The sequence below is a fragment of the Hyphomicrobium sp. NDB2Meth4 genome (assembly GCF_900117445.1).
Lineage (GTDB): Bacteria > Pseudomonadota > Alphaproteobacteria > Rhizobiales > Hyphomicrobiaceae > Hyphomicrobium_A.
In genome coordinates, this window is the sequence record NZ_FPEJ01000001.1 from 630,411 (window position 1) to 654,971 (window position 24,561).

General features: G+C 63.8%; 22 protein-coding genes. 8 read left to right on the forward strand and 14 right to left on the reverse strand.

Annotated elements, in window-relative coordinates:
• Window positions 1-2 precede the first annotated feature (2 nt).
• The 4 genes from sdhD to NDB2M4_RS02960 form a co-directional block, all read right to left on the reverse strand.
• Window positions 3-383 (reverse strand): succinate dehydrogenase, hydrophobic membrane anchor protein, encoded by a 381-nt coding sequence (gene sdhD / locus NDB2M4_RS02945; protein WP_072369857.1) that lies wholly within the window; start codon window positions 381-383, stop codon window positions 3-5.
• Window positions 383-799, reverse strand: coding sequence for a succinate dehydrogenase, cytochrome b556 subunit (sdhC, locus tag NDB2M4_RS02950; protein ID WP_072369860.1), 417 nt, complete (start codon window positions 797-799; stop codon window positions 383-385). The genes sdhD and sdhC overlap by 1 nt, the downstream gene beginning before the upstream one ends.
• 273 nt (window positions 800-1,072) lie before the next feature.
• The gene (locus NDB2M4_RS02955; protein WP_072369862.1) at window positions 1,073-2,131 is read right to left on the reverse strand and encodes a MaoC family dehydratase; all 1,059 of its coding nucleotides are present in this window, start codon (window positions 2,129-2,131) and stop codon (window positions 1,073-1,075) included.
• Window positions 2,132-2,310: 179 nt separating this feature from the next.
• Window positions 2,311-3,210, reverse strand: a complete 900-nt coding sequence (locus NDB2M4_RS02960; protein ID WP_072369864.1) for an HpcH/HpaI aldolase/citrate lyase family protein — start codon at window positions 3,208-3,210, stop codon at window positions 2,311-2,313.
• Between the two features lie 274 nt (window positions 3,211-3,484).
• Between NDB2M4_RS02960 and NDB2M4_RS02965 the strand changes: the two genes are divergently transcribed.
• Together NDB2M4_RS02965 and nhaA are read left to right on the forward strand one after the other, a co-directional pair.
• A complete protein-coding gene (locus NDB2M4_RS02965; RefSeq protein ID WP_072369867.1) occupies window positions 3,485-4,312 on the forward strand; it encodes a bifunctional hydroxymethylpyrimidine kinase/phosphomethylpyrimidine kinase in 828 nt (275 codons plus the stop codon).
• Window positions 4,313-4,341: 29 nt separating this feature from the next.
• Window positions 4,342-5,580 carry a Na+/H+ antiporter NhaA gene (gene nhaA, locus NDB2M4_RS02970; RefSeq protein ID WP_083555907.1) on the forward strand — a complete coding sequence of 413 codons (1,239 nt, stop codon included), beginning with the start codon at window positions 4,342-4,344 and terminating at the stop codon, window positions 5,578-5,580.
• A gap of 70 nt (window positions 5,581-5,650) precedes the next feature.
• Here nhaA and NDB2M4_RS02975 read toward each other — a convergent pair whose 3' ends face one another.
• Window positions 5,651-7,210, reverse strand: a complete 1,560-nt coding sequence (locus tag NDB2M4_RS02975; protein ID WP_072369870.1) for a SulP family inorganic anion transporter — start codon at window positions 7,208-7,210, stop codon at window positions 5,651-5,653.
• Window positions 7,211-7,427: 217 nt separating this feature from the next.
• Here NDB2M4_RS02975 and NDB2M4_RS02980 point away from each other — a divergent pair, with 217 nt between their 5' ends.
• A complete protein-coding gene (locus NDB2M4_RS02980) occupies window positions 7,428-8,078 on the forward strand; it encodes a carbonic anhydrase (RefSeq protein ID WP_348533028.1) in 651 nt (216 codons plus the stop codon).
• Between the two features lie 261 nt (window positions 8,079-8,339).
• Here NDB2M4_RS02980 and NDB2M4_RS02985 read toward each other — a convergent pair whose 3' ends face one another.
• The 5 genes from NDB2M4_RS02985 to ccmA form a co-directional block, all read right to left on the reverse strand.
• Window positions 8,340-8,924 (reverse strand): DsbE family thiol:disulfide interchange protein, encoded by a 585-nt coding sequence (locus NDB2M4_RS02985; RefSeq protein ID WP_072369873.1) that lies wholly within the window; start codon window positions 8,922-8,924, stop codon window positions 8,340-8,342.
• Window positions 8,925-8,943: 19 nt separating this feature from the next.
• On the reverse strand, window positions 8,944-9,123 hold the full coding sequence (gene ccmD, locus NDB2M4_RS02990; RefSeq protein ID WP_072369875.1) for a heme exporter protein CcmD: 180 nt from the start codon (window positions 9,121-9,123) through the stop codon (window positions 8,944-8,946).
• Between the two features lie 4 nt (window positions 9,124-9,127).
• Window positions 9,128-9,892: a heme ABC transporter permease gene (locus tag NDB2M4_RS02995; RefSeq protein ID WP_072369878.1), complete on the reverse strand. Its 765-nt coding sequence runs from the start codon at window positions 9,890-9,892 to the stop codon at window positions 9,128-9,130.
• 149 nt (window positions 9,893-10,041) lie between these two features.
• On the reverse strand, window positions 10,042-10,707 hold the full coding sequence (ccmB, locus tag NDB2M4_RS03000) for a heme exporter protein CcmB (RefSeq protein ID WP_072369881.1): 666 nt from the start codon (window positions 10,705-10,707) through the stop codon (window positions 10,042-10,044).
• Window positions 10,704-11,360 carry a heme ABC exporter ATP-binding protein CcmA gene (gene ccmA / locus NDB2M4_RS03005; protein WP_072369884.1) on the reverse strand — a complete coding sequence of 219 codons (657 nt, stop codon included), beginning with the start codon at window positions 11,358-11,360 and terminating at the stop codon, window positions 10,704-10,706. Before ccmA ends, ccmB begins: the two co-directional genes overlap by 4 nt.
• 265 nt (window positions 11,361-11,625) lie before the next feature.
• Here ccmA and acnA point away from each other — a divergent pair, with 265 nt between their 5' ends.
• Together acnA and NDB2M4_RS03015 are read left to right on the forward strand one after the other, a co-directional pair.
• Window positions 11,626-14,328 (forward strand): aconitate hydratase AcnA, encoded by a 2,703-nt coding sequence (gene acnA, locus NDB2M4_RS03010; RefSeq protein ID WP_072371717.1) that lies wholly within the window; start codon window positions 11,626-11,628, stop codon window positions 14,326-14,328.
• A gap of 349 nt (window positions 14,329-14,677) precedes the next feature.
• Window positions 14,678-15,454: a DUF1223 domain-containing protein gene (locus NDB2M4_RS03015; RefSeq protein ID WP_072371719.1), complete on the forward strand. Its 777-nt coding sequence runs from the start codon at window positions 14,678-14,680 to the stop codon at window positions 15,452-15,454.
• A 117-nt stretch (window positions 15,455-15,571) separates the two neighbouring features.
• Here the strand turns inward: NDB2M4_RS03015 and NDB2M4_RS03020 are convergent, their stop codons facing one another.
• Window positions 15,572-17,719, reverse strand: a complete 2,148-nt coding sequence (locus NDB2M4_RS03020) for a M3 family metallopeptidase (RefSeq protein WP_083555701.1) — start codon at window positions 17,717-17,719, stop codon at window positions 15,572-15,574.
• Window positions 17,720-18,176: 457 nt separating this feature from the next.
• Here NDB2M4_RS03020 and NDB2M4_RS03025 point away from each other — a divergent pair, with 457 nt between their 5' ends.
• A complete protein-coding gene (locus NDB2M4_RS03025) occupies window positions 18,177-18,566 on the forward strand; it encodes a DUF2794 domain-containing protein (RefSeq protein WP_072369887.1) in 390 nt (129 codons plus the stop codon).
• A gap of 227 nt (window positions 18,567-18,793) precedes the next feature.
• On the opposite strand, the gene NDB2M4_RS03030 is transcribed toward NDB2M4_RS03025, so the two are convergent.
• The 3 genes from NDB2M4_RS03030 to NDB2M4_RS03040 all read right to left on the reverse strand — a co-directional run bounded on the left by NDB2M4_RS03030 (window position 18,794) and on the right by NDB2M4_RS03040 (window position 22,957).
• Window positions 18,794-19,537 (reverse strand): Bax inhibitor-1/YccA family protein, encoded by a 744-nt coding sequence (locus NDB2M4_RS03030; protein WP_072369890.1) that lies wholly within the window; start codon window positions 19,535-19,537, stop codon window positions 18,794-18,796.
• Window positions 19,538-19,691: 154 nt separating this feature from the next.
• Complete coding sequence (locus NDB2M4_RS03035; protein WP_072369892.1) at window positions 19,692-22,265, reverse strand: ABC transporter permease; 2,574 nt, start codon at window positions 22,263-22,265, stop codon at window positions 19,692-19,694.
• Window positions 22,262-22,957 carry an ABC transporter ATP-binding protein gene (locus NDB2M4_RS03040; protein WP_244536061.1) on the reverse strand — a complete coding sequence of 232 codons (696 nt, stop codon included), beginning with the start codon at window positions 22,955-22,957 and terminating at the stop codon, window positions 22,262-22,264. The genes NDB2M4_RS03035 and NDB2M4_RS03040 overlap by 4 nt, the downstream gene beginning before the upstream one ends.
• Before the next feature lie 30 nt (window positions 22,958-22,987).
• On the opposite strand from NDB2M4_RS03040, the gene NDB2M4_RS03045 reads away from it, so the two are divergent.
• Entirely contained in the window at window positions 22,988-23,788 is an 801-nt protein-coding gene (locus NDB2M4_RS03045; protein ID WP_244536029.1) for an arylesterase, read from the forward strand.
• A gap of 17 nt (window positions 23,789-23,805) precedes the next feature.
• Complete coding sequence (thpR, locus tag NDB2M4_RS03050; protein WP_083555706.1) at window positions 23,806-24,384, forward strand: RNA 2',3'-cyclic phosphodiesterase; 579 nt, start codon at window positions 23,806-23,808, stop codon at window positions 24,382-24,384.
• Window positions 24,385-24,561: the final 177 nt, after the last annotated feature.

Sequence of the window (24,561 nt, forward strand, 5' to 3'; positions counted from 1 at the left end):
GCCTAGCCCCCGAAGCTCAATTTCAGCACGGCAAAGATCGCAATTGCCGCGATCGCCGCCGAGAAGAATGTGTTTGCCAGCAGCGTCAGCATCTTCATGCCTTCGCCGTGCACGTAATCCTCGATGATCACCTGCATGCCGAGCCGCATGTGCACGGTCATCGACACGATCAGCGCGATCAGCGCGATGGCGACGAGCGGATTCGCCATCGTCGCCTTCACCGTCGCAAGGTCGGCGCCCGCGAGCTTCACCAGAAGCCCGACCGCAAATGCCGCTAGGATGAGATTGGCCGCAGCCGTCACCCGGATCTTGATGAAGTGTCCCGGGCCTTCATGTGCGGAACCAAGACCGCGCGCACGCTTCAGAGGTGTCGTCATTGCCATCACTGCACCCATCCGCGTTCGCAGGCGATGTAGAACCAAAGCGCGCCGGTGAGCAGCACCGATAGAATAATCGTGCCCCACGAGAGAAGATTGACGCTGGGAATATCGAAGGCTGCGCCCGTGTCCCACACGAAGTGGCGCAAGCCGCCCAGCGCGTGATGTATCAGCGCCCAGGAGAAGCCGACCAGCACCACCATGCCGAACCACGTGGCGAACAGGCCGTTGACGAATGCGAAGTATTCCGGGCCAGTCGCCGCCGCGAACAGCCACCAGGCCAGCAGCACGGTGCCGACATAGAGCGCCGTCCCGGTGATGCGATGCACGATCGACATCACCATGTTGATTTGCGGCTTGTAGATTTGCAGGTGCGGAGAAAGCGGCCGCGCGCGCGTCCGCTCTGGTGTCACCCCGGCCATATGGTCCTCGTCGCTAGGTTTAGAGCGGTTCTAGCGCGCCGACCGCCCCCCTGCAATTCGCCATTCGCCACATCCAGCCCAACCTGCACCCATCGGCCCTTCAAACCGCCGCCTGCGGCGCTCAGGCGCCAACGGCCCGGCGCAGTCGCTCCGATCGCCCGAGCACCCACCAGCGAGGGCGTGAATCGGCAGCGCAAAAGTCACGCCGGCTATCAGCTTGCGCTACATCCGCCACAGGCGATGCTTCTCTCCACCCGAGTCACCCCGCAAAAATCAACGCGGCAGCAGCACCCAGGCGTCGAGCTCCAGCAGCACGCCCTCGGCGTACTGGCCGTCCTCTTTCTTCAGCGGGAAATCGGCGCAATCGTTGTTCTTCACGGCCACCAGCCGGATGCGCAGTGCGCCGACGTCCGTGCGGCCCGGCAGCTCCGCCTTCTCCAGCACCTCCGACCAGGCATAGACCGTATCGCCCGCAAAGCACGGCGAGACGTGCCGGCCGCCGTTGATCGCCGCCAGATGGAACGCGTTGTTGAGCCCATTGAACGACAATGCCCGCGCCAGCGAGATGACCACGCCGCCATAGACGATGCGCTTACCGAACCGGCCTTTGGATTCGGTGTGCTGGTTGAAATGCACCTTCGCCGTGTTCTGGTAGAGGCGCGTCGCGATCTGATGCTCGGCCTCTTCCAGCGTCATGCCGTCGACATGGGCGATCTTCTCGCCCACTTCGTAGTCACCCCAGCGATAGGGCGATCCGGCCAGCGCGAAGTCGTATTTGCCGATATCGAGCTTCGGTACCGCGCCGCCGATCTCGGCCGGGTCCACGCGATCAGGCAGTTTCGGCACGATGGCTTCAGGCGCCGGCGCTTCCTTGTCGCGCTTGCGCACCATCACCCAGCGCACGTAGTCGAGCACCACATCGCCCGTCTCGTCGCGGCCGATCGAGCGCACGTAAACCGTGCCCGTCTCGCGGTTCGAGTTCTCCTTGAGGCCGATCACCTCAGACGTCGAAGCCAGCGTCGCCCCCGGATAGACCGGCTTCAGGAAGCGGCAGTTGGCATAGCCGAGATTGGCAATGGCGTTCAGCGAGATCTCCGGCGTCGTCTTGCCGAACACCACGTGGAACGTCAGCAGGTCGTCCAGCGGCGACTTCGGATACCCGATGGCCTTTGCGAACGCATCCGACGACTGGACCGCAAACCGCGTGCCGTAAAGGCTGGTGTAGAGCGCCACATCGCCCACCGTCACCGTGCGCGGGGTCGGGTGCACAATCAGCTGCCCGAACTTGAAGTCTTCGAAGTAGTTGCCGGGATTGGTCTTTGTCGAGGTCATCGCTGAAATCGGTCCTTCTTGGAGGGCTCGGGGGCCGAATAGTCACAAAGAGGCGCTCTGTCGACTGCCTTTTCGCCGCTAACGCTGGTCTCCCTCTCCCCATCCTTCATGGGGAGAGGGTCGGGGTGAGGGGCAGAAGCTGGCGCTTCCCTCGGCCGCTGCCAGCGCCGCAGCAGCCTTCAAAACCACTCCTCTTCCGTCTTCCGCATGGCCTCGATGGCGTCCGCAATGGCCACCGTCCGCCGCGCCATGACGAGATGGAGACGCTCCACCATCTTCCCCTCGAGCGTGATGACGCCCTTGTGCCGGTTGGCGGGCTCGTCGAACGCAGCGATGATCTTGCGCGCCCACGAGACCTCCTCCTCCGTCGGCGAGAACACCTCGTTGCAAGGTCCCACCTGCGAAGGATGGATCAGCGTCTTGCCGTCCATTCCCAGCGTGCGCCCATGCTCGCACTCCTCGCGGAAGCCAACATCGTCGCGGAAATCGTTGTAGACACCATCCAGCACATCGAGGCCGTACGCGCGCGCCGCCACGATCGTCATCGCCAGCCACGGCACCACGGCGATCCTGTTATGCAGCGCCCGCGCCCGCGACTCCTTCAATAGATCGTTCGTGCCCATCACCAGGCAGGAGAGGCGGTTTTCCGGGTCCGCGCCCAGCGCTGCAATCTCGCGGTTGTTGAGCACCGAGCTGGGCGTTTCCATCATCGCCCACAGCCGCACTTTCGGGGGAGCGTTGATCGCCCCCAGCACCTTCGCGACGGTCACGATATCGCCCGGCGTCGAAACCTTCGGCACCAGGATGGCATCCGGCTCGACGCTGGCCGCGGCCCGCAAGTCGTCCATGCCCCAAGCCGTTTCGATGGCGTTGACACGGATCACCAGTTCGCGCCGGCCATATCCGCCCCCGCGCACCGCTTCACAGATGTTGTCGCGCGCCGCCACCTTGCCTTCCGGGGCAACGGAATCCTCGAGGTCGAGGATCAGCGCATCTGCTGGAAGTGACTTTGCCTTTTCGAGCGCTCGTTGATTGGCGCCAGGCATGTAGAGCACACTACGTCGCGGGCGGACGGTCATCCTCTGCTCCCTCTTGTGTGATGATCGAGAAAGTCGCCATCACGAGGTGCTGGGCGCCGAACGAATTTCTCGATCTGAATCGCACGAGCAACTCAATGATCAGAACGTCCATTTTTGCTCCGGAAACTCGCTCGCCCCCTTAGCTCGCGAGCTTCCGATCAGGACGCTTGTGCATCGCACAATATCGTGCCTTCCGCAGAACACCAAGCACCGCGCACAACTTCGCGACGCTTCGCTGCTTGGCGAATGCCGCGACCTTCGGCACAGTCACCCCATGGCCCGCATCTTAGCTCTTTCCTCGCACGTTGCATTCGGTTCGGTCGGCCTTGCCGCCATCGTTCCGGCGCTGCATTGGCTCGGCCACGAAGTGATGGCCTTCCCAACCGTCATACTTTCCAGCCACCCGGGATACCCGCACTACGCTGGCGGCGAAGTCGAAGTCGCTCGGCTTCAAGCCATGCTCGACGCCGCCGACGCGAACGGCTGGCTCGCTGACACGGCCGCCATCCTCACTGGCTATCTGCCGACGCCCGAACACGTGCGCTTCGCCCGCACGGCCGTCGAGCGCGTCCGCAGCGCCAACGCCGCCGCCATCTATATGTGCGACCCCGTCTTCGGAGACGACCCGGAGGGCATGTACCTTTCGATCGGGACCGCCGAGGCCACCCGCGATCAGCTCCTGCCTCTCGCCTCGATCACCACGCCGAACAGCTTCGAGCTGTCCTGGCTGTCTGGCGGCGATCCTGTCGACGGTCCCGAGAGCGCGCGCCGCGCTGCCGCCGCACTGGGCGTACCGACCGTCCTCGCGACCTCCATACCTGCCAGCGACAACCGCCTCGCCAACATCCTCTTCCAGAACAACCAGGGCCTCGCCTGCTACGTGCGCCGCCGCGTTTCTGCCCCGCACGGCACGGGCGATCTCCTATCGTCGATGTTCCTCGGCAATCAGCTGAACGATTTCTCACCCGCCTACTGTCTTGGTGCCTCCGCATCCGCGGTGGACGCCAGCGTAGCCGCCAGCATGGGCCGCGATGAATTGCCCCTCGCGGGAGCAAGTGCTTTATGGGCCAATGCGCGGGTGCTGCCCGCAGCATCCGCCTGAACGGCACCAACGCGAGGACAAGAGGTTCGATGGCCCGTAGGACGCAAAACCGCCCCAGAAAGACGATCATTCAGCGCGTCGACGGAGCCAAGGCCTTCTTCCAGCACGAGGCCGCAGGCGGCATTGTTCTGCTCGTCGCCGCGATCGTCGGCCTGCTGATGCAGAATTCTGGGGCAAGCTGGCTCTACGACGCCCTGCTCTCGACACCCGTGACGGTCCGCGTCGGCGCCCTCAATCTCGACAAGCCGCTGCTGCTGTGGATCAACGACGGCATGATGGCCGTCTTCTTCTTTCTCGTCGGCCTCGAGATCAAGCGCGAGATGGCCGTTGGCGAGCTCTCAAGCGTCAAACAGGCCTCGCTTCCCGCAATTGCCGCCGTCGGCGGCATGCTCGTGCCCGCTCTCATCTACTGGGCCATCAACCGCAACGACGACATCGCGTTGCATGGCTGGGCCATCCCCACGGCGACCGACATTGCCTTCGCCGTCGGCGTGCTCGCCCTGCTCGGGCCGCGGGTTCCGTTGGCCCTCAAGGTATTTCTGCTCGCGCTCGCCATCATCGACGACCTTGGCGCCATCATTGTCATCGCCGTCTTCTACACCGAGCACCTGACCGTCGAGGCACTCGGGCTCGCCAGTGTCGGCGTGGCGGCCCTCGCCGTCCTCAATGCCAAGGGCGTCACGCGCACGGCGCCTTACATCCTCGTTGGTCTGTTCATCTGGGTCTGCGTGCTGAAATCGGGCGTTCACGCGACGCTCGCAGGCGTCGTCACTGCGCTCGCCGTCCCGCTGGCGCGCCCGCCCGGCGGTGGGCATGGCACCCTCGAGAACCTCGAAGAGGCGCTCGGGCCATGGGTCAAGTTCGCCGTGCTGCCGCTATTTGCATTCGCCAACGCTGGCGTCTCGCTGGCAGGGATGACGTTCTATCACCTCATCGCCCCCATCCCCCTTGGCATTGCCCTTGGCCTCTTCATCGGTAAGCCGGTCGGCATTTTTGCCTTCTCGCGCGCAGCTATCGCCATGGGGCTGGCGCAGAAGCCGGAGGGCTCGACCTGGCCGCAGCTCTTCGGCGTTGCCTGGCTCGGCGGCATCGGTTTCACCATGAGCTTGTTCATCGGCATGCTGGCCTTCGTCGACGCCGAGCGCGCCGCCGAGATCCGCATCGGCGTCATCTTAGGGTCGCTGGCATCCGCGATCGCCGGCTACTTGTTCCTCAAGGCGGCAACCAAACCACGCACGCCCCTCGAGCAGCGCGCGACACGCGCGTAGGCAAAATGAATCGAGCGCAGCGGTCACCCCGCTGCGCTCGCAATCTTCTCAGCTGATTTCGACAGCGGCTCTATGCGCTGAGCTTGCTCGCCGTTGCCTGCTGCTGCCGCGCCGCCCTGATGCTGGACGACCGGCGCTGATGATATTTCTTCGACAGCTCGTCCCATTCGATCGTCAGCGAGCCCCCGCTCGCCGCATGCTGGCGATCCCAGTTCGACAACAGATCGAGGCAGGCATGATCGATGTAGTCTAGCTCACCGATGTGCACGTGCACTTGCGTCCCGGGCTTGAGCGTTTCGAGTACCGCCGCCAGCTTCGGCAGCCGGATCAGTGTTGCCGAACCCTTGAGGTGCAGATCGACACGGTTCTCGGCAGCGTTCTCGTCCCTGCCCACTTCCAGATGCGAGAACGCGTAGAGCAGCTTGATCAGCGACAGTCCCAGGCCGACCAGCACGCCTTCCAGGAGGTTCGTCGCCACGATCATCGCGATGGTGACGAAATAGATCACCACCTCGCCGCGCCCGAACTTGAGCAGCGCCGGCACGATCTTCGGATAAGCCAGCTTGTACCCGGTGAACACCAGGATCGCCGCGAGCGCCGACAGCGGAATGTAGGACAGCGTGAAAGGAATGACCGACACGAACAGCAACAGCCAACATCCGTGCATGATCGCCGACCATTTGGTCACTGCACCCGCCTCGACGTTTGCGCTGGAGCGCACGATCACACCCGTCATCGGCAGTACGCCGAGCACGCCGCAGATCGCGTTGCCGACGCCTTGAGCCGCGAGCTCGCGATCATATTTTGTGCGCGGTCCGCTGTGCATCTGATCGACCGCCGTCGCGCACAGCAGCGTCTCCGCGCTAGCGATGAAGGCGATAGAGATTGCACCGATAATCATGGGCCACTCGACGATCCGGGCCAGCCGATCCCACGTCGGCAGGATCGTCACAGACCAGATGTTGTCGGGCACCTCCACGTATTTGATGTCGAGCTTCAGCACAGCCGAGATCGCAATAGCAACCAGCACGCCGACAAGCGGAGCGGGCATCAATCGCCAGCTCTTCGGCGTCAGCGCGCCCCAGGCAAAAATCGTCGCGATCGTCGCTGCGCCGACCAGGAATGCCGTGAGATGCGATCCGCCGCTGCTGAACGCATTCAACAGCGCGCCGGGGATGCCGATCAGGTTGTGGATGCCATCACCGATCGGCTTTGAATCGAGCATCACATGAAACTGCGATGCGAGAATGAGAACGCCGATGCCCGCGAGCATTCCGTGGATGACCGCTGGCGAAACTGCTCGAAACCACTGCCCCAGCTTCAACAAACCTGCCGCAACTTGCAGCAGGCCAGCGAACAGAATGACGACGCCGAGCATCTCGACGCCCCACTGCTGCACGAACTGCCATACCAGCACTGTCAGTCCCGCGGCCGGTCCGCTCACTTGCAACGGCGAGCCCGCGAGAAAGCCGACGACGATACCGCCGATGATCCCAGTGATGATGCCCGCTGTCGGCGGAAGCCCCGAAGCCAGAGAAACGCCCATGCAGAGCGGCAGGGCGACCAGGAACACGACAATCGATGCCATGAAGTCGCGACCGAAAGTCTGCGATGAAAAAGACGCTTTCATTCTGTGATCGTCCGCTCACTGCCCATTCAGACCGGCGGACGCACGGCAGCCCCAATGTGCTCCGTATTCAAATTTCCCCCGGAAGGCCGGAACATAGACCCTGAGTTGCATCACAGCAAGTGCACGCCGTTCATTGAAAAACGAGCGTTAACTCAACGCTTGACGCGGCGCTCCACTCGGACGATTTGACATCTCCGCTTCGCTTGGAGAAGCGGGCATGGAACAGACCATGAGCAGCTTTCCCGAAAAACTCGCCGACCGGTACCGCCGGTTCCACCATCGCCACTTCCTGCCCAAGGCAGAGGAATACGAAGAGCTGGCCGCTTACGGGCAGAGCCCCGAGGCCATGATCGTTTCGTGCTCCGACAGCCGGGTCGACCCTGAAACGATCTTCAGCGCCATGCCTGGCGAGCTTTTCGTCGTGCGCAACGTCGCCAACCTGATCCCGCCTTACGAGACGGGTGGCAAGTTCCACGGCGTCAGCTCCGCGATCGAGTTTGCCGTGCTCAACCTGCGCGTCAAACACATGATCGTCATGGGCCATTCTGGTTGTGGCGGCGTCAAAGCCGCTCTTGACCAGAGCGCCGCCAAGCAAACCGAAGCGCAGTTCATCTCGCGCTGGATGTCGATGCTCGACGATGCCCGCCTGCGGGTTGTCGCGGCCCATCAGACCGCCACCGAGGCTGAACGCCAGGCCGCGTTGGAGAAGGAGGGCGTCAAGACCTCCATCAAGCACCTGCGCACCTTCCCCTTCGTCTCCGAGGCCGAGGACAAAGGAAAGCTGGCCATTCACGGTGCCTACTTCGACATCGCCACCGGCACGCTATCGGTGCTGAACCACTCTCGCGGCGAATTCTTCCCGCTCTAGAGCCTGATCGCTTCAGACCTTCCAGAACTGTCATCCTCGGGCTTGTCCCGAGGATGACCGATGCGGGGATGCGAGCTGGGATCACAGCACTCTCCCAGCGTGGCGAGCGAAGCGCGCCATGCTCAGGCGCCAACGGCGCCCGGCGCTGTCGCTCCGATCGCCCGAGCGTCTACCAGCGAGGGCGTGAATCGGCAGCGCAAGAACGGCGCGGATTTCGGCTTGCGCGACTTTTGCCATCGAACAAGCTTCTATCCGCTCGTGTCACTGCGCTCTAACAATCGCCGGCATCAGCTTCTCCTCGATGCTCTGCACCGAGACCGGCCCCACGTGCTTGAACACGATCTCACCCTTGCCGTTGAGGACGAACGTCTCGGGCATGCCATAGACGCCCCACTCGATCGCGCCGCGCCCCTTGGGATCGGTACCCACCGCCGCGAAAGGATTGCCGTAGCGGCCGAGGAATCGCCGCGCCGCCACTGGGTCGTCCTTGTAGTTCACCCCGTACAGCGCAACGCCCGAGCGCTTCTGCAATTGCACCAGCAGCGGCTGCTCCTCCGCACAGGGGGCGCACCATGAAGCCCAGAAGTTGACGATCACCGGCTTGCCGGTCGCCAGTTCGCCGCTCGTGAACCCCGGCACCGGCTTTTCATCAGCCAGCAGGCCCTCCAGCGGCGCGAACTCCGTCACGGGTGCCGGTTTGCCCAGCAGCGCCGACGGCAGCTTCGAGGGATCTCCGCCCTGCAGCGCGAAGGCGAACAGCGCCACCAGTCCGGCAAACACCAGAACCGGCGTTAACACCCAGCCGATACCGCGTTTACGCGTGCTTGGCGCAGGCTCGTTGGTCATCGCTGTTGTGCTTTCTTGTTCAGGCCCGCGAGGCACTGCGCCGCTTGACGCCACGTGCCGCAAAATCTGCCAGCCGCCGCTCCTGCTCGCGCCCATCGAGGATGAGCCAGGCAATCATCGCGCCGATCACCACCGTGACGACGCCATACGCTGCCCAGATGAAGCTTGCGTGCGGCCCAAGGTCCAATCCGAGGTCCATACTGCTACTCCGCCGCCGCCAGTTGCGATGCCTGCGCGCGTTCCACCTCGGCAAGCTGCAGCGCCTTCACCCGTCGCCGCATGATTTCGTTGCGCATCGCTTTGAGGTGCATGGCGACAAACATCAGCGTAAAGCCCACAGCCATCACCAGCAGCGGCACCAGCAGCGCGGTATCGATCGTCGGACCGCCCGCGCGGATCACGCTAGCGGGCTGATGCAGCGTGTTTCCGAAGTTCACCGAGAACTTGATGATCGGCAGCATGACGATGCCGACGAGCGCCAGGATCGCCGTGAGCTTCGACGCTAGTGCTTCATCCTCGATCGAGGAGCGCAGCGCCATCAGGCCGAGATAAAGAAAAAACAGGATCAGCACCGACGTCAGGCGGGCATCCCACACCCAGTAGGTGCCCCACGTCGGCCGTCCCCACAGCGAACCCGTCACCAGGGCAAGGAACGTGAACGCCGCGCCGAGTGGCACCGCCGCCTTGGCCGATACGTCCGCCAGCGGATGCCGGAACACCAGGAGTCCGAACGACGACATGGCGATGATCGCGTACACCGCCATCGACAGCCACGCGCACGGCACGTGGATGAACATGATCCGCGCCGTCTCGCCCTGCAGATAGTCGGGCGGGGCAACGAAAAAGCTCAAGTAGAGCCCGTAACCGATCACCAGAGCCGCGGCGCCAGCGACCCACGGCAACACGGAAGCCGAAAGCTCCATGAAGCGGGTCGGATTGGCCAGTCGCTGGGTCAGGGTCTGCGTCATTGAAAACGATCTAAGCGGTTGCGCGCTGAAGCGCAAATGAACAACGGGCAATCCGGCAGAGGCAAGCAAATAGCCCTGCTGCATTGCAGTAAGGTGAACTCGCCCCGCCCTACCCCGACTGCCTACTGCCTTACGGCCTACTGCCCTTCTTATTGCATCTGCAGCCGCAGCGCAGCGGCCGCGGCGAGCGGACACAGCACCACCGACGCCAGCGACAGGGCGATGAGGATCAGGAACGCACTCATCGTACCCGAAGCCCCGAGCAGCCCATTGATCGCCGCCATGCCGAAAATCAACGTCGGCACATAGAGCGGCAGCACCAGCAGCGCGATTAGCAGCCCGCCGCGGTAGGCCCGCAGCGTCAGCGCCGCGCCCACCGCGCCGATGAACGAGATCGCCGGCGTCCCCGCCAGCATCGTGCCGAACAAAAGCGGGTAGGCGCTGAGTTCGAGATTGAGCAGCAGGCCCAGCACCGGAGCCATCAGCGCCAGCGGAATACCGGTAGAGATCCAGTGCGCAAGCGCCTTCGCCCCGACCACCAGTTCCATCGGCAACCGCCCGGTAGCGAGCACATCCAGCGTGCCGTCCTCATAGTCGGATGAGAACACCCGCCCGAGCGACAGCAATGCTGCCAGCAACAGCGCGATCCACAGCACGCCCGGCGCAATCCGCGAAAGCAGATTGAGGTCAGCCCCGAGACCTAAAGGCAGCAGCGTGACCACCAGCATGTAGAAACCGAGCGCCGTGCCGAGCGCGCCGCCCTGGCGCACCGCCAGACGGAGGTCGCGGCTGAGAAGGGCAAGAAACGCACTCATGCAGGCACCTGCGCCCGCCCGAGCTGCATCGATCGCACGCTTGCCAATTCCATCGGCAAATGCGTCGCGATCACAGCCATGCCGCCCGCTTTGAGGTGCGCGTCGATGGCATCGGTCAGCACCTTCACCGAGGCAACGTCCAGCGACACGGTCGGCTCATCCAGGAGCCAGATCGGCCGCTTGGCGACGGCGAGACGCGCAAGGCCCAGACGCCGCTTCTGGCCGGCGGAAAGGTACCCCGCCGGAATTTCCGCCAGCGCATCGAGCGCAAACTGCTCCAGCGCATCCTCGACCCGATGCGCCGTGCTCTGCTTCGCATCAGCGGGCCCCGCCAGATACGTCGCCCAGAAAGCGAGGTTCTCCTTCACCGTCAGGTGCGTCTTTATCCCGTCGAGATGGCCGACGAAATGACACACCTCGGCGACTTCGCCGGATTCGCTGCTGCCTTCGAAGGCACCGTTCTCTCCGCGCACTTTCACCGTTCCCTCGCTTGGCCGCAAATAGCCCGCCAAGGCGCGCAGAAGTGTTGATTTTCCCGAGCCATTCGGCCCGGTCAGCAGCAGCGCTGTCCCGCTCTCGAGTACGAACGAGACGCCATTCGCAATTCTGCGAGCGCCCCGCTCCAAGGTTAGATTTTCAGCAACGAGCTGCACGGCTCTTGATCATCCGTGTGTCAGAATGCGCTAGCGAAAGGGTGGGAAAATCCCGCAAGATGGGCAATGGATGCGCGCTGGACTGGCGGGTCGGACGCAATAAGCCATCGGTTCCCCGTGGACAAGGCTTCCGAGCTGCCGACCTTACCAGCATAAACGCGCGCCGTCCCCCGCCGTACTATCGGCAGGGTTGACGATCGGGGAGTAACGGCTATCGCAGGCCGTCGACTGCGAAACGAAGGAGACGAATTTGACAGACGCGCAGCTGGTGTCGCTGGACAGCTTCAAGTGTCGCAAGACGCTGTCCGCGGGAGGTAAGACCTACACCTATTATTCGCTGCCGGAGGCCGAGAAGAACGGCCTCGAGGGCATTTCGCAGCTTCCATATTCCATGAAGGTCCTCCTGGAGAATCTGCTCCGCCACGAGGATGGCCGCACAGTCACCAAGACTGACATCGAGGGCGTCGCCGCCTGGCTCGTCGATAAGGGCAAGGCCGGCAAGGAAATCGGCTTCCGCCCCGCCCGCGTACTCATGCAGGACTTCACCGGCGTGCCCGCGGTCGTCGACCTCGCGGCCATGCGCGACGGTATGAAGGCCCTCGGCGGCGATCCAAAGAAGATCAACCCGCTCGTCCCCGTCGACCTCGTCATCGACCACTCGGTCATCGTCGACGATTTCGGCTCTCCCCAGGCCTTCGCCCACAACGTCGAGCTCGAATATCAGCGCAACGCCGAGCGCTATAACTTCCTCAAGTGGGGCCAGGGCGCCTTCGACAATTTCCGCGTCGTCCCGCCCGGCACCGGCATCTGCCACCAGGTGAACCTGGAATTCCTCGCCCAGACCGTCTGGACCCGCACCTACGCCGACGGCACCGTCCTCGCTTATCCTGACACCCTTGTCGGCACCGACAGCCACACCACCATGGTCAACGGCCTGGCCGTTCTCGGCTGGGGCGTCGGCGGCATCGAAGCCGAAGCCGCCATGCTCGGTCAGGCGCAGTCGATGCTGCTGCCCGAGGTGATCGGCTTCAAGCTCACCGGCAAGCTGAACGAGGGCGTCACCGCCACCGACCTCGTGCTCACCGTCACGCAGATGCTGCGCAAGAAGGGCGTCGTCGGCAAATTCGTCGAGTTCTACGGCCCCGGCCTCGACTCCATGTCGCTCGCCGACCGCGCCACCATCGCCAACATGGCTCCTGAATACGGCGCCACCTGCGGCTTCTTCCCGGTCGACGACGAGACCCTCAACTACCTGAAGATCTCCGGCCGCGAGTCTTCGCGCATCGACCTCGTCGAGGAATACGCCAAGGCGCAGGGCATGTTCCGCGTTTCTGGCTCGGCCGATCCGGTCTTCACCGACACGCTGGAGCTCGATCTCTCAACCGTCGTGCCGTCGATGGCCGGGCCCAAGCGTCCCGAGGGCCGCATTGCCCTGACGGACATCTCCTCCGGCTTCGCCACCGCACTCGAGACCGAATACAAAAAGCCCGGCGAACTCGCAAAGCGCGTGCCCGTCAAAGGCCGTGACTTCGACATCGGGCATGGCGACGTCGTCATCGCCGCCATTACGTCCTGCACCAACACCTCGAACCCCAGCGTGCTCATCGCCGCCGGCCTCCTGGCTAAGAAAGCCGCCGAGAAGGGCCTCACCTCCAAGCCGTGGGTGAAGACCTCGCTCGCGCCTGGATCGCAGGTCGTCTCCGCCTATCTCGACAAGGCCGGCCTGCAGCCCTACCTCGACAAGATCGGATTCAATCTCGTCGGTTTCGGCTGCACCACCTGCATCGGTAACTCCGGTCCGTTGGCGCCGGAAATCTCCGCCGCCATCAACGAGAACGGCGTCGTCGCCGCTGCTGTCCTCTCCGGCAACCGTAACTTCGAAGGCCGCGTCAGCCCCGACGTGCAGGCGAACTATCTGGCTTCGCCCCCGCTCGTCGTCGCCTACGCACTCGCCGGCTCGGTGCAGAAGGATCTCACCAAAGAACCGCTCGGCATCGGCAGCGATGGCCAGCCGGTTTTCCTGAAGGACATCTGGCCCAGCTCCCACGAGATCCAGAAGTTCATCATCGAGAACATCACGCGCGAGTTGTTCCTCGACCGTTACTCTGACGTCTTCAACGGCGATGCCAACTGGCGCGCCATCGACAGCGGATCGGGCCTCACCTACTCGTGGGACGATGAATCGACTTACGTGCGCAACCCGCCGTATTTCGAGCAGATCGAAAAGACGCCCACGCCCATCACCGACATCAAAGGCGCCCGCATCTTGGGTCTCTTCGGCGACAAGATCACCACCGACCACATCTCGCCCGCCGGCTCCATCAAGACCGCGTCACCCGCCGGCAAATACCTCACCGACCACAACGTCGCCGTCGCCGACTTCAATCAGTACGGTACCCGCCGCGGCAATCACGAGGTCATGATGCGTGGCACGTTCGCCAACATCCGCATCAAGAACTTCATGGTGCGCGACGATGCCGGCAACGTGAAGGAGGGCGGCTGGACGGTGCACTATCCCTCGGGCGAGCAGATGTCGATCTACGACGCCGCCATGCGCTACAAGGCCGACGAGATCCCGCTCGTAGTCTTTGCTGGCGTCGAGTACGGCAACGGCTCTTCGCGCGACTGGGCGGCCAAGGGCACCAACCTGCTCGGCGTCCGCGCGGTGGTCGCCCAATCCTTCGAGCGCATCCATCGCTCCAACCTCGTCGGCATGGGTATCGTGCCCTTCGTGTTCGAGGAAGGAACCAACTGGCAGACGCTCGGCTTGAAGGGCGATGAAGTCGTCAACATTCCGGGCCTCACCACCATCCAGCCGCGCCAGAAGATGGAGGCCGAAATCATCTCGGCCGATGGCTCGGTGAAGAAGGTGCCGATCATCTGCCGGATCGATACCCTCGACGAGCTCGAGTACTTCAGGAACGGCGGCATCCTGCACTACGTGCTGCGCAACCTCGCCGCCGCCTGACCCTGACGCCCCTTTCGCGGAGGAGGGCGGCACGCCCTCCTTCTCTCCCCCCTTGGCCCGGGGGGAGGGCTGGGGTGGGGGTGGCCCGAGCACCTGCCAGCGAGGGCATGAATCCGCAGCGCCAAGCCCAACCAAGCCGCGAACCCTGTTGGTCGCAGAGCGACAAGGCGCCAAGGGCGCCCGCGCCCGGTGGCGCGGATCTCAACGTGTTCGACAGCCGCTGTCGAACAAGCTTCTCTCCAATGGTGTCGCCCAGTAAAACCCCGAACACAGCTTTGTGAGTTCTGTTGTATCGTTACGCCCTGCGCCTAGTCTTATGGAGCAAGCCCTTTCGGTGTATTTTGCCCCCATGCGGCTAGTTCCAACCATCGCCCTGACCTGTATCGCGGCCTGCGCCCTGTTCATGCCGGCCCCCGCATCGCGGGCACAGGACGTCTCGCCCGGCGTTAACCCGTCCTTCCCGCCCTACAAGAACGTCCTTGAGCTGTTCACCAGCCAGGGCTGCGACACCTGCCCGCCCGCCGATCACGTGCTCGCCGGGTTCGCCGGACGGCCGAACGTGATTGCGATCACGCTGCCAGTCGATATTTGGGACTATCTCGGCTGGAAGGACACGCTCGCTTCCGACAAGAACTCCGAGCGCCAGCGCGCCTACGCCAAGGCCCGCGGTGATGGCGCCATCTACACACCGCAAGTCGTCGTCAACGGCATGATCGGCGTGAACGGCTCCAACGCCGACGCCATCGAGGACGCAATCAAGGTCACCGACGAAGCACTGCGCGGCGCCCGCATCCCGGTGCGCTTCTGGTACGAGCGCAACTCCATCAAGATCGAAGCCGGCGACGCCCCAGCCGGACATCACTACAAGGACGCCACCATCTGGTTCGCCGTGGTGCAGAAGCGCGCCGAGGTGCCGATCGAGCGCGGCGACAACAAGGGCAAGACCCTCACCTACACCAACATCGTCCGCGAAATGCTGCCGGTCGGCTCATGGAACGGCAAGGCGATGAGCCTGCAGCTTGCTCGCACCGCCATCATGCGTCCCGAGACCGAAGCCGCCATCGTACTCCTTCAGGAGGGCAAAGCCGGCCCCATCATCGGCGCCGCCTGGACCGGCCTCTGGTAGCTAGTCTGTCATCCCGGCCAAAGCGCTTGCTCGGTGATGGCCATCTTCGCGGCCATCACCCGCACCACTCCCGCCGCATGCAAAGCTTCTCTCGGCTCGTGTCGCCACTTACAAAACCTAACCCGCCAGCCCGCGCTTCTTCAGCATGCCCTTGATCTCTGGCGGGCGGCCGCGAAACGCGACATACGCCTCCAGCGGATCGCGCTGATTGCCGCCAGAATAGATGAACTTGCGCAGCTTCTTCGCGGTCGCCTTGTCGAAGTGGTCGCCCGCCTCCTCGAACGCGGCGAACGCGTCGGCGTCCATCACCTCTGACCACAGGTAGCTGTAATAGCCCGCCGCATACCCGCCCATAATGTGCAGGAAGTGCGGAATCCGGTGCCGCATCACGATCTCACTCGGCATGCCCAGCCGCTTCAGCGTCTCGCTCTCGAACTTGCCGACATCCACGTCGCCCTCGTCCTCGCGCGCATGCAGTTCCATGTCGACGAACGCCGACGCTAGATACTCGATGGTCGAGAAACCCTGGTTGAAGTTGCGCGCCTTCTTGATCCGCTTCAAAAGCTTCGGCGGCATCGGCTTGCCGGTTTCGTGGTGAAGCGCGAACTTCTCCAGCGTCGCCGGCACCATCAGCCAGTGCTCGTAAAGCTGCGACGGCAGTTCGACGAAATCACGCGTCACCGCCGTGCCCGAGATCGACGGATACGTCACGTCGGACAACAGCCCGTGCAGCCCGTGCCCGAACTCGTGGAACAGCGTGCGCGCATCATCCAGCGAGAGCAGGCTCGGCGTCGCATCATCACCCTTCGCGAAGTTCATCACGTTGACGATGATCGGCGCCACCTCGCCCGCCACCTTCGACTGCGAGCGGAACGCGCTCATCCACGCGCCGGAACGCTTCGACGGCCGCGCGTAGTAGTCGCCGAGGAACACGCCGACATGATCGCCACGCTTGTTCGTCACTTCCCAGACGCGCACATCCTCGTGGTAGCGCGGCGCATCCTTCATCTCCTTGAACTTCAGTCCGAACAGCTTGCCCGCGGTCTCGAACGCCGCCGCGATCACGTTGTCGAGCTTGAAGTACGGCCGCGTCGAAGCCTCATCGACGTCATAGAGCGCCTTGCGCTCCTTCTCCGCGAAGTAGCGCCAGTCCCACGGCGCGATGGCGAAATTGCTGCCCTCTGACCGCGCCCGCGCCTGCAGCGCGTCGCGCTCCTCACCGGCACGCTTCACCGCCGGATCCCACACCGCTGTCAGCAGATCGCGCACGCTGCCGGGCGTCTTCGCCATCGTCTCTTCCAGCGAGTAGTCGGCGTAGGTCTTGAACCCGAGCAGATTGGCGAACTCGGTGCGCAGCGCCACGATCTCCGCGGTAATGGCGCGGTTGTCGGTGTCCTTGCCCATCTCGCCACGACGGATCCATGCGTTGAACGCCTGCTCGCGCAGGTCGCGGCGCGACGAAAACTGCAGAAATGGCTCGATCGACGAGCGCGACAGCGTGATCACGTATTTGCCGGCAAGCCCGGCATCCGCGGCAGCCCGCGCCGCCGCATCGCGCAGTGCCGTGGATAGGCCTTCCAGATCGCTCTCTTCCAGCACCATGCGCCAGGACTGTTCGTCCTTCAGCACGTTCTGCGAGAATTGCGTGGCGAGCGTCGCCAGGCGCTGATTGATTTCGCCGACCCGTGCCTTCTGCTTGGCGCCTAGCTTCGCGCCCGCGCGCACGAGCCACTTGTAGCGCAGCTCCAGCACGCGACGCTGCTCGTCGTCGAGCCCCAGCGTATCGCGACGCTCGTAGAGATCCTCGACGCGCTTGAAGATCTTGGAGTTGAGCATGATCGCCGTTTCATGTGCGGCGAACTTCGGCGCCATTTCGCGCTCGATCGCCTGCAACGCATCGTTCGTGTCGGCGCCGGTGAGATTGTAGAAAACCGAAGCGACCTTATCGAGCAGCCGCCCGCTCTTCTCCAGCGCCACGATCGTGTTGGCGAACGTCGGTTTCGCTTCCTGATTGGCGATCCGCGCGATGTCCGCCTTGTGCTCCTTCAGCGCCTCGGCGAACGCACCCTTGTAATGGTGCGGCTCGATCTTCGCGAACGGTGGGATGCCGAAAGCGGCACTCCAGCGCGTCAGCAGCGGATTGCTCGGCTTCTTGCGTGCAGGCAGTTTTGCACGCGCCTTCGCCACCCGCGCGGCAACCTTCTTCTGCGCCGCCGACTTTACCTTCGATTTTTCCGACTTCTTCGCCACGTCGATCCGCTCCATGCCGCGCGCCCGGCCTCGAGCGCTTTGCATGCAAGGTAGACATCGGCGCGTGAACGTCCAGATGCGCGCGGCGACAAACCACGCGCCGCCGCGTGAAAGCAGCAACGCAAAAAAATTGGGCCAGTGGGGGACCGGCCCATTTGGGGGGATGAAGTACAACGGGAAGGCTACCTAAAAACCCGGTCCTGAAGCTGCCCGGGGGCTGGGGGGCTGAGAATCCAAGCGGCTTACTCGGACCGGGTCTTGAGGCAACTGTTGATACATTCGCTTCGCTTTGGGGCGGATCATTGTCGAGGTCGGGGAGCGATTTTGACTATGTCGGGGTAATTCCGTGCCCCTCTCCTGCGCGCTTTGCGCACAGCTCCGCGTCACCAGACGGCATGTTTCCTGGCACTCTGGTGCTTGAAATCGTCCTCAACCGGCGCAATCATGACGATATCGCGACAGGGAGGAGCCATTGAGCGAATCCGACCCGATAATTTTTGCGCCGCCTGTGGCAGGCGGCTCTCGCAGCACATCGGCCGCATCCGGCCCGCTACCCGAATCTCAGCGTCAAACGGCATTCACCCGGCAGGAGCTCACCGCCATCCTCGCCGTTTACGGTCGCAAGGTCGCCGCCGGCGAATGGCGCGACTACGCTATCGACCTGGGCCGCGATAAAGCGGTCTTCTCGGTCTTCCGGCGCTCCAGCGAAATCCCGCTCTACCGCATCGAGAAGAGCCCCAAGCTTGCCCGCAAGCAAGGCGCCTACAGCGTCGTTGCGCCGGCAGGACTGATCCTCAAACGCGGCCACGATCTTCTGCGCGTCTTGAGCGTCCTCGACCGGCCCCGCCTCGTCTCCGCCTGACTCCCTGTCATCCTCGGCTGCCGTGGATCCATGGCTCCACGAACTTCGACGCTGAAGCGGCTCGGTCGCCGTCAGGCGGCAAGGCGCCAAGGGCGCCCGGCGCTGGCGCCGGCTGTCAGCTTGCACCCGGCCAACCGCATGCAAAGCTTCCAGCCGCCTCGTGTCACCCAAACAAAAAAGGCCCCGAAGCGTAAGCTTCGAGGCCTTTCTTGCGTCTTCGTTCAGAACTACTCGCGCTGACCGAACAGGTTGAGCAGCATCATGAACATGTTGATGAAGTCGAGGTAGAGGCTGAGGGCGCCCATGATCGCGCTCTTCGCCGCCAGCTCTGCATTGCCGGCCACCTGGAAGTAGGTGTCCTTGATGCGCTGCGTGTCGTAGGCGGTGAGGCCGGCGAACACGAGCACGCCGATGACCGAGATCGCGAACTGCAGGCCGCTCGAGCCGAGGAAGATGTTCACGATCGAGGCGAGGATGATGCCGATCAGACCCATGAACAGGAATGAGCCCCAACCGGAGATGTCACGCTTCGTCGTGTAGCCCCACAGGCTGAGCGCACCGAACGTCGCCGCGGTGACGAAGAAGATCTGCGTGATCGACTGGCCGGTGAAGACCAGGAAGATCGACGACAGCGAGATGCCCATAACGGCCGCGAAGGCCCAGAAGGTCATCTGCGCCGCACTGGTGCTCATCCTCTCGATGCGGAAGGAGAGGAAGAACACGAAGCCGAGCGGGGCGAGCATGACGACCCACTTCAGCGGAGAATTGTAGAGCGCCTCGCCGAAGGGCGTGATCTGCCCGCCGGAAACGGCGAACGAGTACGTCAGGTAGGCGGCAATGCCCGTAAGGGCCACGCCGGCGGCCATATAGTTGTAGACGCCAAGCATGTAGGAGCGCAGGCCCTCGTCTACCGCAGCCGACGTGCGGCCCGGATAGGCTGGAGTTGCGTACCTGTTGTCGAGCTGAGACATATTTCTATCCCTAAGATCCCTTGGTTCGGCCAAACGTAGCCAAATCGCGTAACGAAATATGATCTGCCACTGCGAACCTTTCAAGGCTTACGAAAATGTAAGAATCGACAGCCAGCACTTTTGCGTCGAACACATTTGATGGTTTTTCAATAGCTTACTCTGATCTGAGGTACGGTACCGCCGGAGCGCGTAGAATCGCCCAGGTACCCGCGCCCCCGAAAAGGAAGACCAGACCCACCGACACGGCGAGCGCCAAAGCCACCGCGCCGACTGAGAACACGAACGGAACATGCATCAGCTGCGTCACCACGATCGACGCCGCGAGGGCCCCCAGACCCACCGCAAACAGCGCCGTCACCGCCGCCAGGATCAGGTACTCGAGGAAGTGCGCGGTCAGAATCCGCCGCCGCGTCGCCCCGAGCGTCTTGAGGATCACCGCCTCCAAGATCCGCCGCCGCTGCGCCGTCGCCAGCGCCCCCGCCAGCACCAGGGCGCCCGCAATCAGCGTCACGCTTCCGGCCGCGCGAACCGCCGTCATCACCTTCGTGAAGACGTCATTGACCATCACCAGCACGTCTTTGACGCGAATGGCCGTCATCGACGGATAGGCCCTCGCCACCTCGCGCATCGCGTCGCCCTCGGTGGACAGCGGGGTGCCAGGCGGCAGTGACACCGTCACCAAGAGGTTGTGCGGCGCCCCCCGCAGCGTGTTGGGCGAGAACAACATCACGAAGTTGATGGCGAGGCTTTCCCAGTGCACTTCGCGCAGACTGGTGATCTTCGCCGTCACGTTGCGCCCCAGAACGTTCACCGTGACCGTATCGCCAAGCTTCAGCCCCAGCTTCTTGGCCAGCTCTGCCTCGAACGACACCAGCGGCTCGCCGTCGTAGTCTTTCGGCCACCACTCGCCTTCGACCACCCGCGAACCCGCCGGCACGTCGTCCGAATAGGAAAGACCCCGGTCGCCATTCAGCACCCACTGTGCTTCCGGCGGCGCCTTCACCTCTTCCACCGGCACGTCGTTGAGCCGCACCAGCCGTCCCCGCAACATCGGCGCTTCGTCCAGTACAGCACCTGGGATTTGCCGCGTGATCAGCCCGCGCATTGCCGCAAAGTCGTCCTTCGGCACGTCGAGCACGAAATAGTCGGGCGACGAGGATGGCAGCCGCTGCTGCAGCTCCCGCACTAAAGACGCATCTGCCAGCGACACCGCGACCAGCAGAGACAACCCCGCCCCCAGCGACAACACCACCGAGCGCGTCAGTCCCCCTGGCGAACCGAGATTGGCAATCGCTAAAGACAGCTCCGGATAGCGCGGCCGCGGCACGCGACGCGCTAGCCACGTCACCGCGATGCCCAGCGCATAGAACACCGCGAACACGACCACGAGTCCAATGGCGAAAAAGATGGCAATGCGCTGCGAATCGGACGTCAGCGCCGCAAACGCGAACAGCGCCAGCGCAATGCCGAGCGTGCTCACGATCACCCACGGCCGCGGCAGCGTCCGTTCCGACGAAACCTCGTCGCGGAACAGCATCGAAGCGCTGACGCGCTCCACGCGGCCCAGCGGCCACAGCGTGAACAGCAGCGCCACGCCAAAGCCGTAGACCAGCGCCGTCACGATGCTGAGCGGCGTCACTGTCATTTCCGCGGCGATCGGCAGCAGATCGCCGAACAGCCAGTCGAGCACGAACGGCGCCAGCATGCCCAGCGCGAGCCCGATGCCGACACCCACCGCAGCAACCGCCAGCACCTCGGCGAGAAAAATGCCGAGCACCATCCGGCTCGTCGCACCGATGCTCTTCATCGTCGCGATCACTTTGCGCCGCCTGTCAATGAACGTCGCCACCGCATTGGCAATGCCGACACCGCCGACCAGCAGCGACGTCAGCCCCACCAGCGTCAGGAACTGCCGCAACCGCTCCAGCGTGCGCGTCACTTGCGGAGAGGGATCGCGCCGATCCGCAACCGTGAAGCCCGAATCCGGCAGCTCGCTGTCGATCCTGTTGCGCAGCGCCAGTAGCTCGCTATCGCTGGCTGCAGCATCCCCGAGCTTGACCGCATAGCGCCAGCGTACCAGCGTGCCGGGCTTGATCAGGCCCGTCTTTTCCAGCGTTGCTTCCGAGATCAGCACGCGCGGACCGTAAGTAAGCCGGTCGGTGATCCCATCAGGCTCTGACTTCAGCGCGCCGCCAACCTTCACCCGCGCATCGCCCAGCCCCATCTCGTCGCCGACTTTGAGCTTCAGACGCTCCAGCAGCGCCGGATCGACCACCGCGCCCTTGGCCAGCGCGTCCTTCAGGTCGATGCCATCGGCGATCTCGACCTTGCCCACCAGCGGATAGGCGTCGTCCACCGCCTTCAATTCAGCCAGCGCCTGATCGCTGGCATCGGGGCGCCGTGCCATCGTACGCATCGTGCCCGTCTCGCTGACGCGCCCGAACGTGTCGATGATCGCCCGCTCGTCCTCATCGGCCTTGACGTGCGTTCGCGCCAGCGTCGCATCGCCGCCGAGGATCGCCTCGCCCTGGCGCTCGAAGCCGCCACGCAATGCATCGGACACCGCGCCGACGCTCGCGATCACCATCACGCCCAGCGCCACGCAAGCGATGAAAATGCGGAAGCCCGAAAACCCGGCCCGCAGCTCGCGCGCAGCAATCGAAAGGATCAGCGGCAGCCTGACCTGCCCCGCGTTCGGTGATGAATTGAGTGTATCTGCTGCCGTCACGTGAGGGCGGCCTCCGTGTCGGTATCGACGCGCCCATCGGACATGCGGATCGTGCGCTCGCAGGCCGACGCCAGACGCTCATCGTGCGTCACCAGAATGAGCGTCGCGCCGCGCCGCCGCTGCAAGCCGAACAACAGGTCGATCACCTGCCCGCCCGTCAGCCGGTCGAGATTGCCGGTCGGCTCGTCCGCCAGAATGAGCTTCGGCCGCCGGCTCAACGCCCGCGCAATGGCAACACGCTGCTGCTCACCGCCGGAAAGCTGCGCCGGAAAATGCTCCATGCGATGGCTGAGCCCGACTTCCTGTAGCAATTCGCGCGCGGTCACCGTCGCGTCGGCTGCACCCGCAAACTCCAGCGGCAGCGCCACATTCTCCAGCGCCGTCATGGTCGGCACGAGATAGAACGACTGAAACACGATACCGAGCGAGGCCCCGCGCATCAGCGCCAGCTCATCCTCGGACATATTGGAGAGGTCGTGCCCAGCCACCTTGACCTGGCCGCTGGTCGCCCGTTCGAGCCCGGCCATCACCATCAACAGCGATGTTTTTCCCGATCCGGACGGCCCGACAATGGCCAGCGATTGGCCCTCGCGAGCCTTGAGATCGACATCCCGCAAAATACTCACCGGCCCCGCTCTGCTGGGCAGCGTGAGGCGCACGTTCTTCAAATCGACAATCGGCTCGGTCACGATTCCTCTTTGCGGTATGCCGGGAGGGAAGGCTTGTCTGAACTTGACGGCGCCTTTACGTCATGGGGGAACGTTGAGGCCATCCTTGATCTGTCGGGGAGAAGCATGAAGCCGATGTATGCAGGAAGCAACGCTTTGGCCTCGTCTCAGGTGGTATCTAAGACGGCGCTCGTCAACATTTTGACGGCGCTGGCCGTTTTTCTCAGTGCCGTAGCGGGCATCCAGATTGCGAGCGCCGCCGCAGAATCGGGCAAACCCGTCCGCATTGTCGCATTCGGCGACAGCCTCACCTCCGGCTACGGCCTGCGCCAGAGTCAGGCCTTTCCCGTCCAGCTGCAGAAGGAACTGCGCGCACGCGGCCATAACGTGGTCATCTCGAACGCTGGCGTCGCGGGCGATACCACGGCAGCCGGTCTCGCGCGCTTCGACTGGGCCATCGGCGACGACGTCGACGCTGTCATCCTCGAACTCGGCGCCAACGACGCGTTGCGCGGCATCGACCCCAAGGTCACGCGCGAAAACCTGCAGAAGATCCTGGCCCTGCTCAATAAGCGCGGCATTCCCGTGCTGCTCACCGGCATGCGCTCGCCCGCCAACTGGGGTGACACCTACTCCGACGATTTCGACGCCATCTTTCCCGATCTCGCCAAAGAGCACGCTCTAGTGTTCTATCCCTTCTTTCTCGAAGGCGTGGTGCTGAACGCCAAGCTGAACCAGAAAGACGGCATGCACCCGAACTCCAAGGGCGTCTCCGAGATCGTCCGCCAGATCACGCCGTCGGTGGAAGAACTGATCGCCCGCGCCGAGGCACGCCGCGCCACGCCCAAAAGCTGATTGAGAAAGGTCGAGCTATGCCGCGCCTGTTCACGGGCATCGAAATCCCCGCTGAGCAGCGCGAGGAAATCGCGCGGCTCAAGGTGCCGCTACCCGGCGGTGGCCGTTGGACCGACCCGGCGGACCTGCATCTGACGCTCCGCTTCGTTGGCGATATCGAGCGCCCGCAGGCGACGGAATTTGCAGATCGCCTGGAATCCATCGACCTCGACGCCTTCGAGCTGCGCCTCTCCGGCATCGGCGTCTTTGGCGGAAACGAGCCCCGCTCTATTTGGGCGGGCGTCGAGGAGTCGGCCCCGCTCGAAGCGCTGGCCCGCGCCTGCGACCGCGCCGCCCGATCGGCAGGGCTTCCACCCGATAGCCGTCAGTTCAAGCCGCACGTCACGCTCGCGCGCCTGAAATATGCCAGCGCCGACGAAGTGGCGCGCGTACTTCAACGCCTCGGAGCCTTCCGCACCAAACCCTTTATCGTCTCGCGCTTCGTGCTTTTCTCGGCCAAACCGAAGACCGGCGGCGGACCCTACGCGATCGAGGAAGCCTTCAACCTGCGCGGCGGCGAATACGCCCACGACCTCGATCTAGACTACGGCTGGTAACCCGACGCAGCGGGCGATGCATCCGCTGTCATCCTCGGCTTCATGCCGAGGATCCACCGCGCCACCAGCTCCGACGTTCACTTCAAGAGAATAGCTGGGTCCTCGGGACAAGCCCGAGGATGACGTCGTACGAGCGACTGGCCGCGGCACAACAAGCTTTGCGCCGCTCGTGTCACA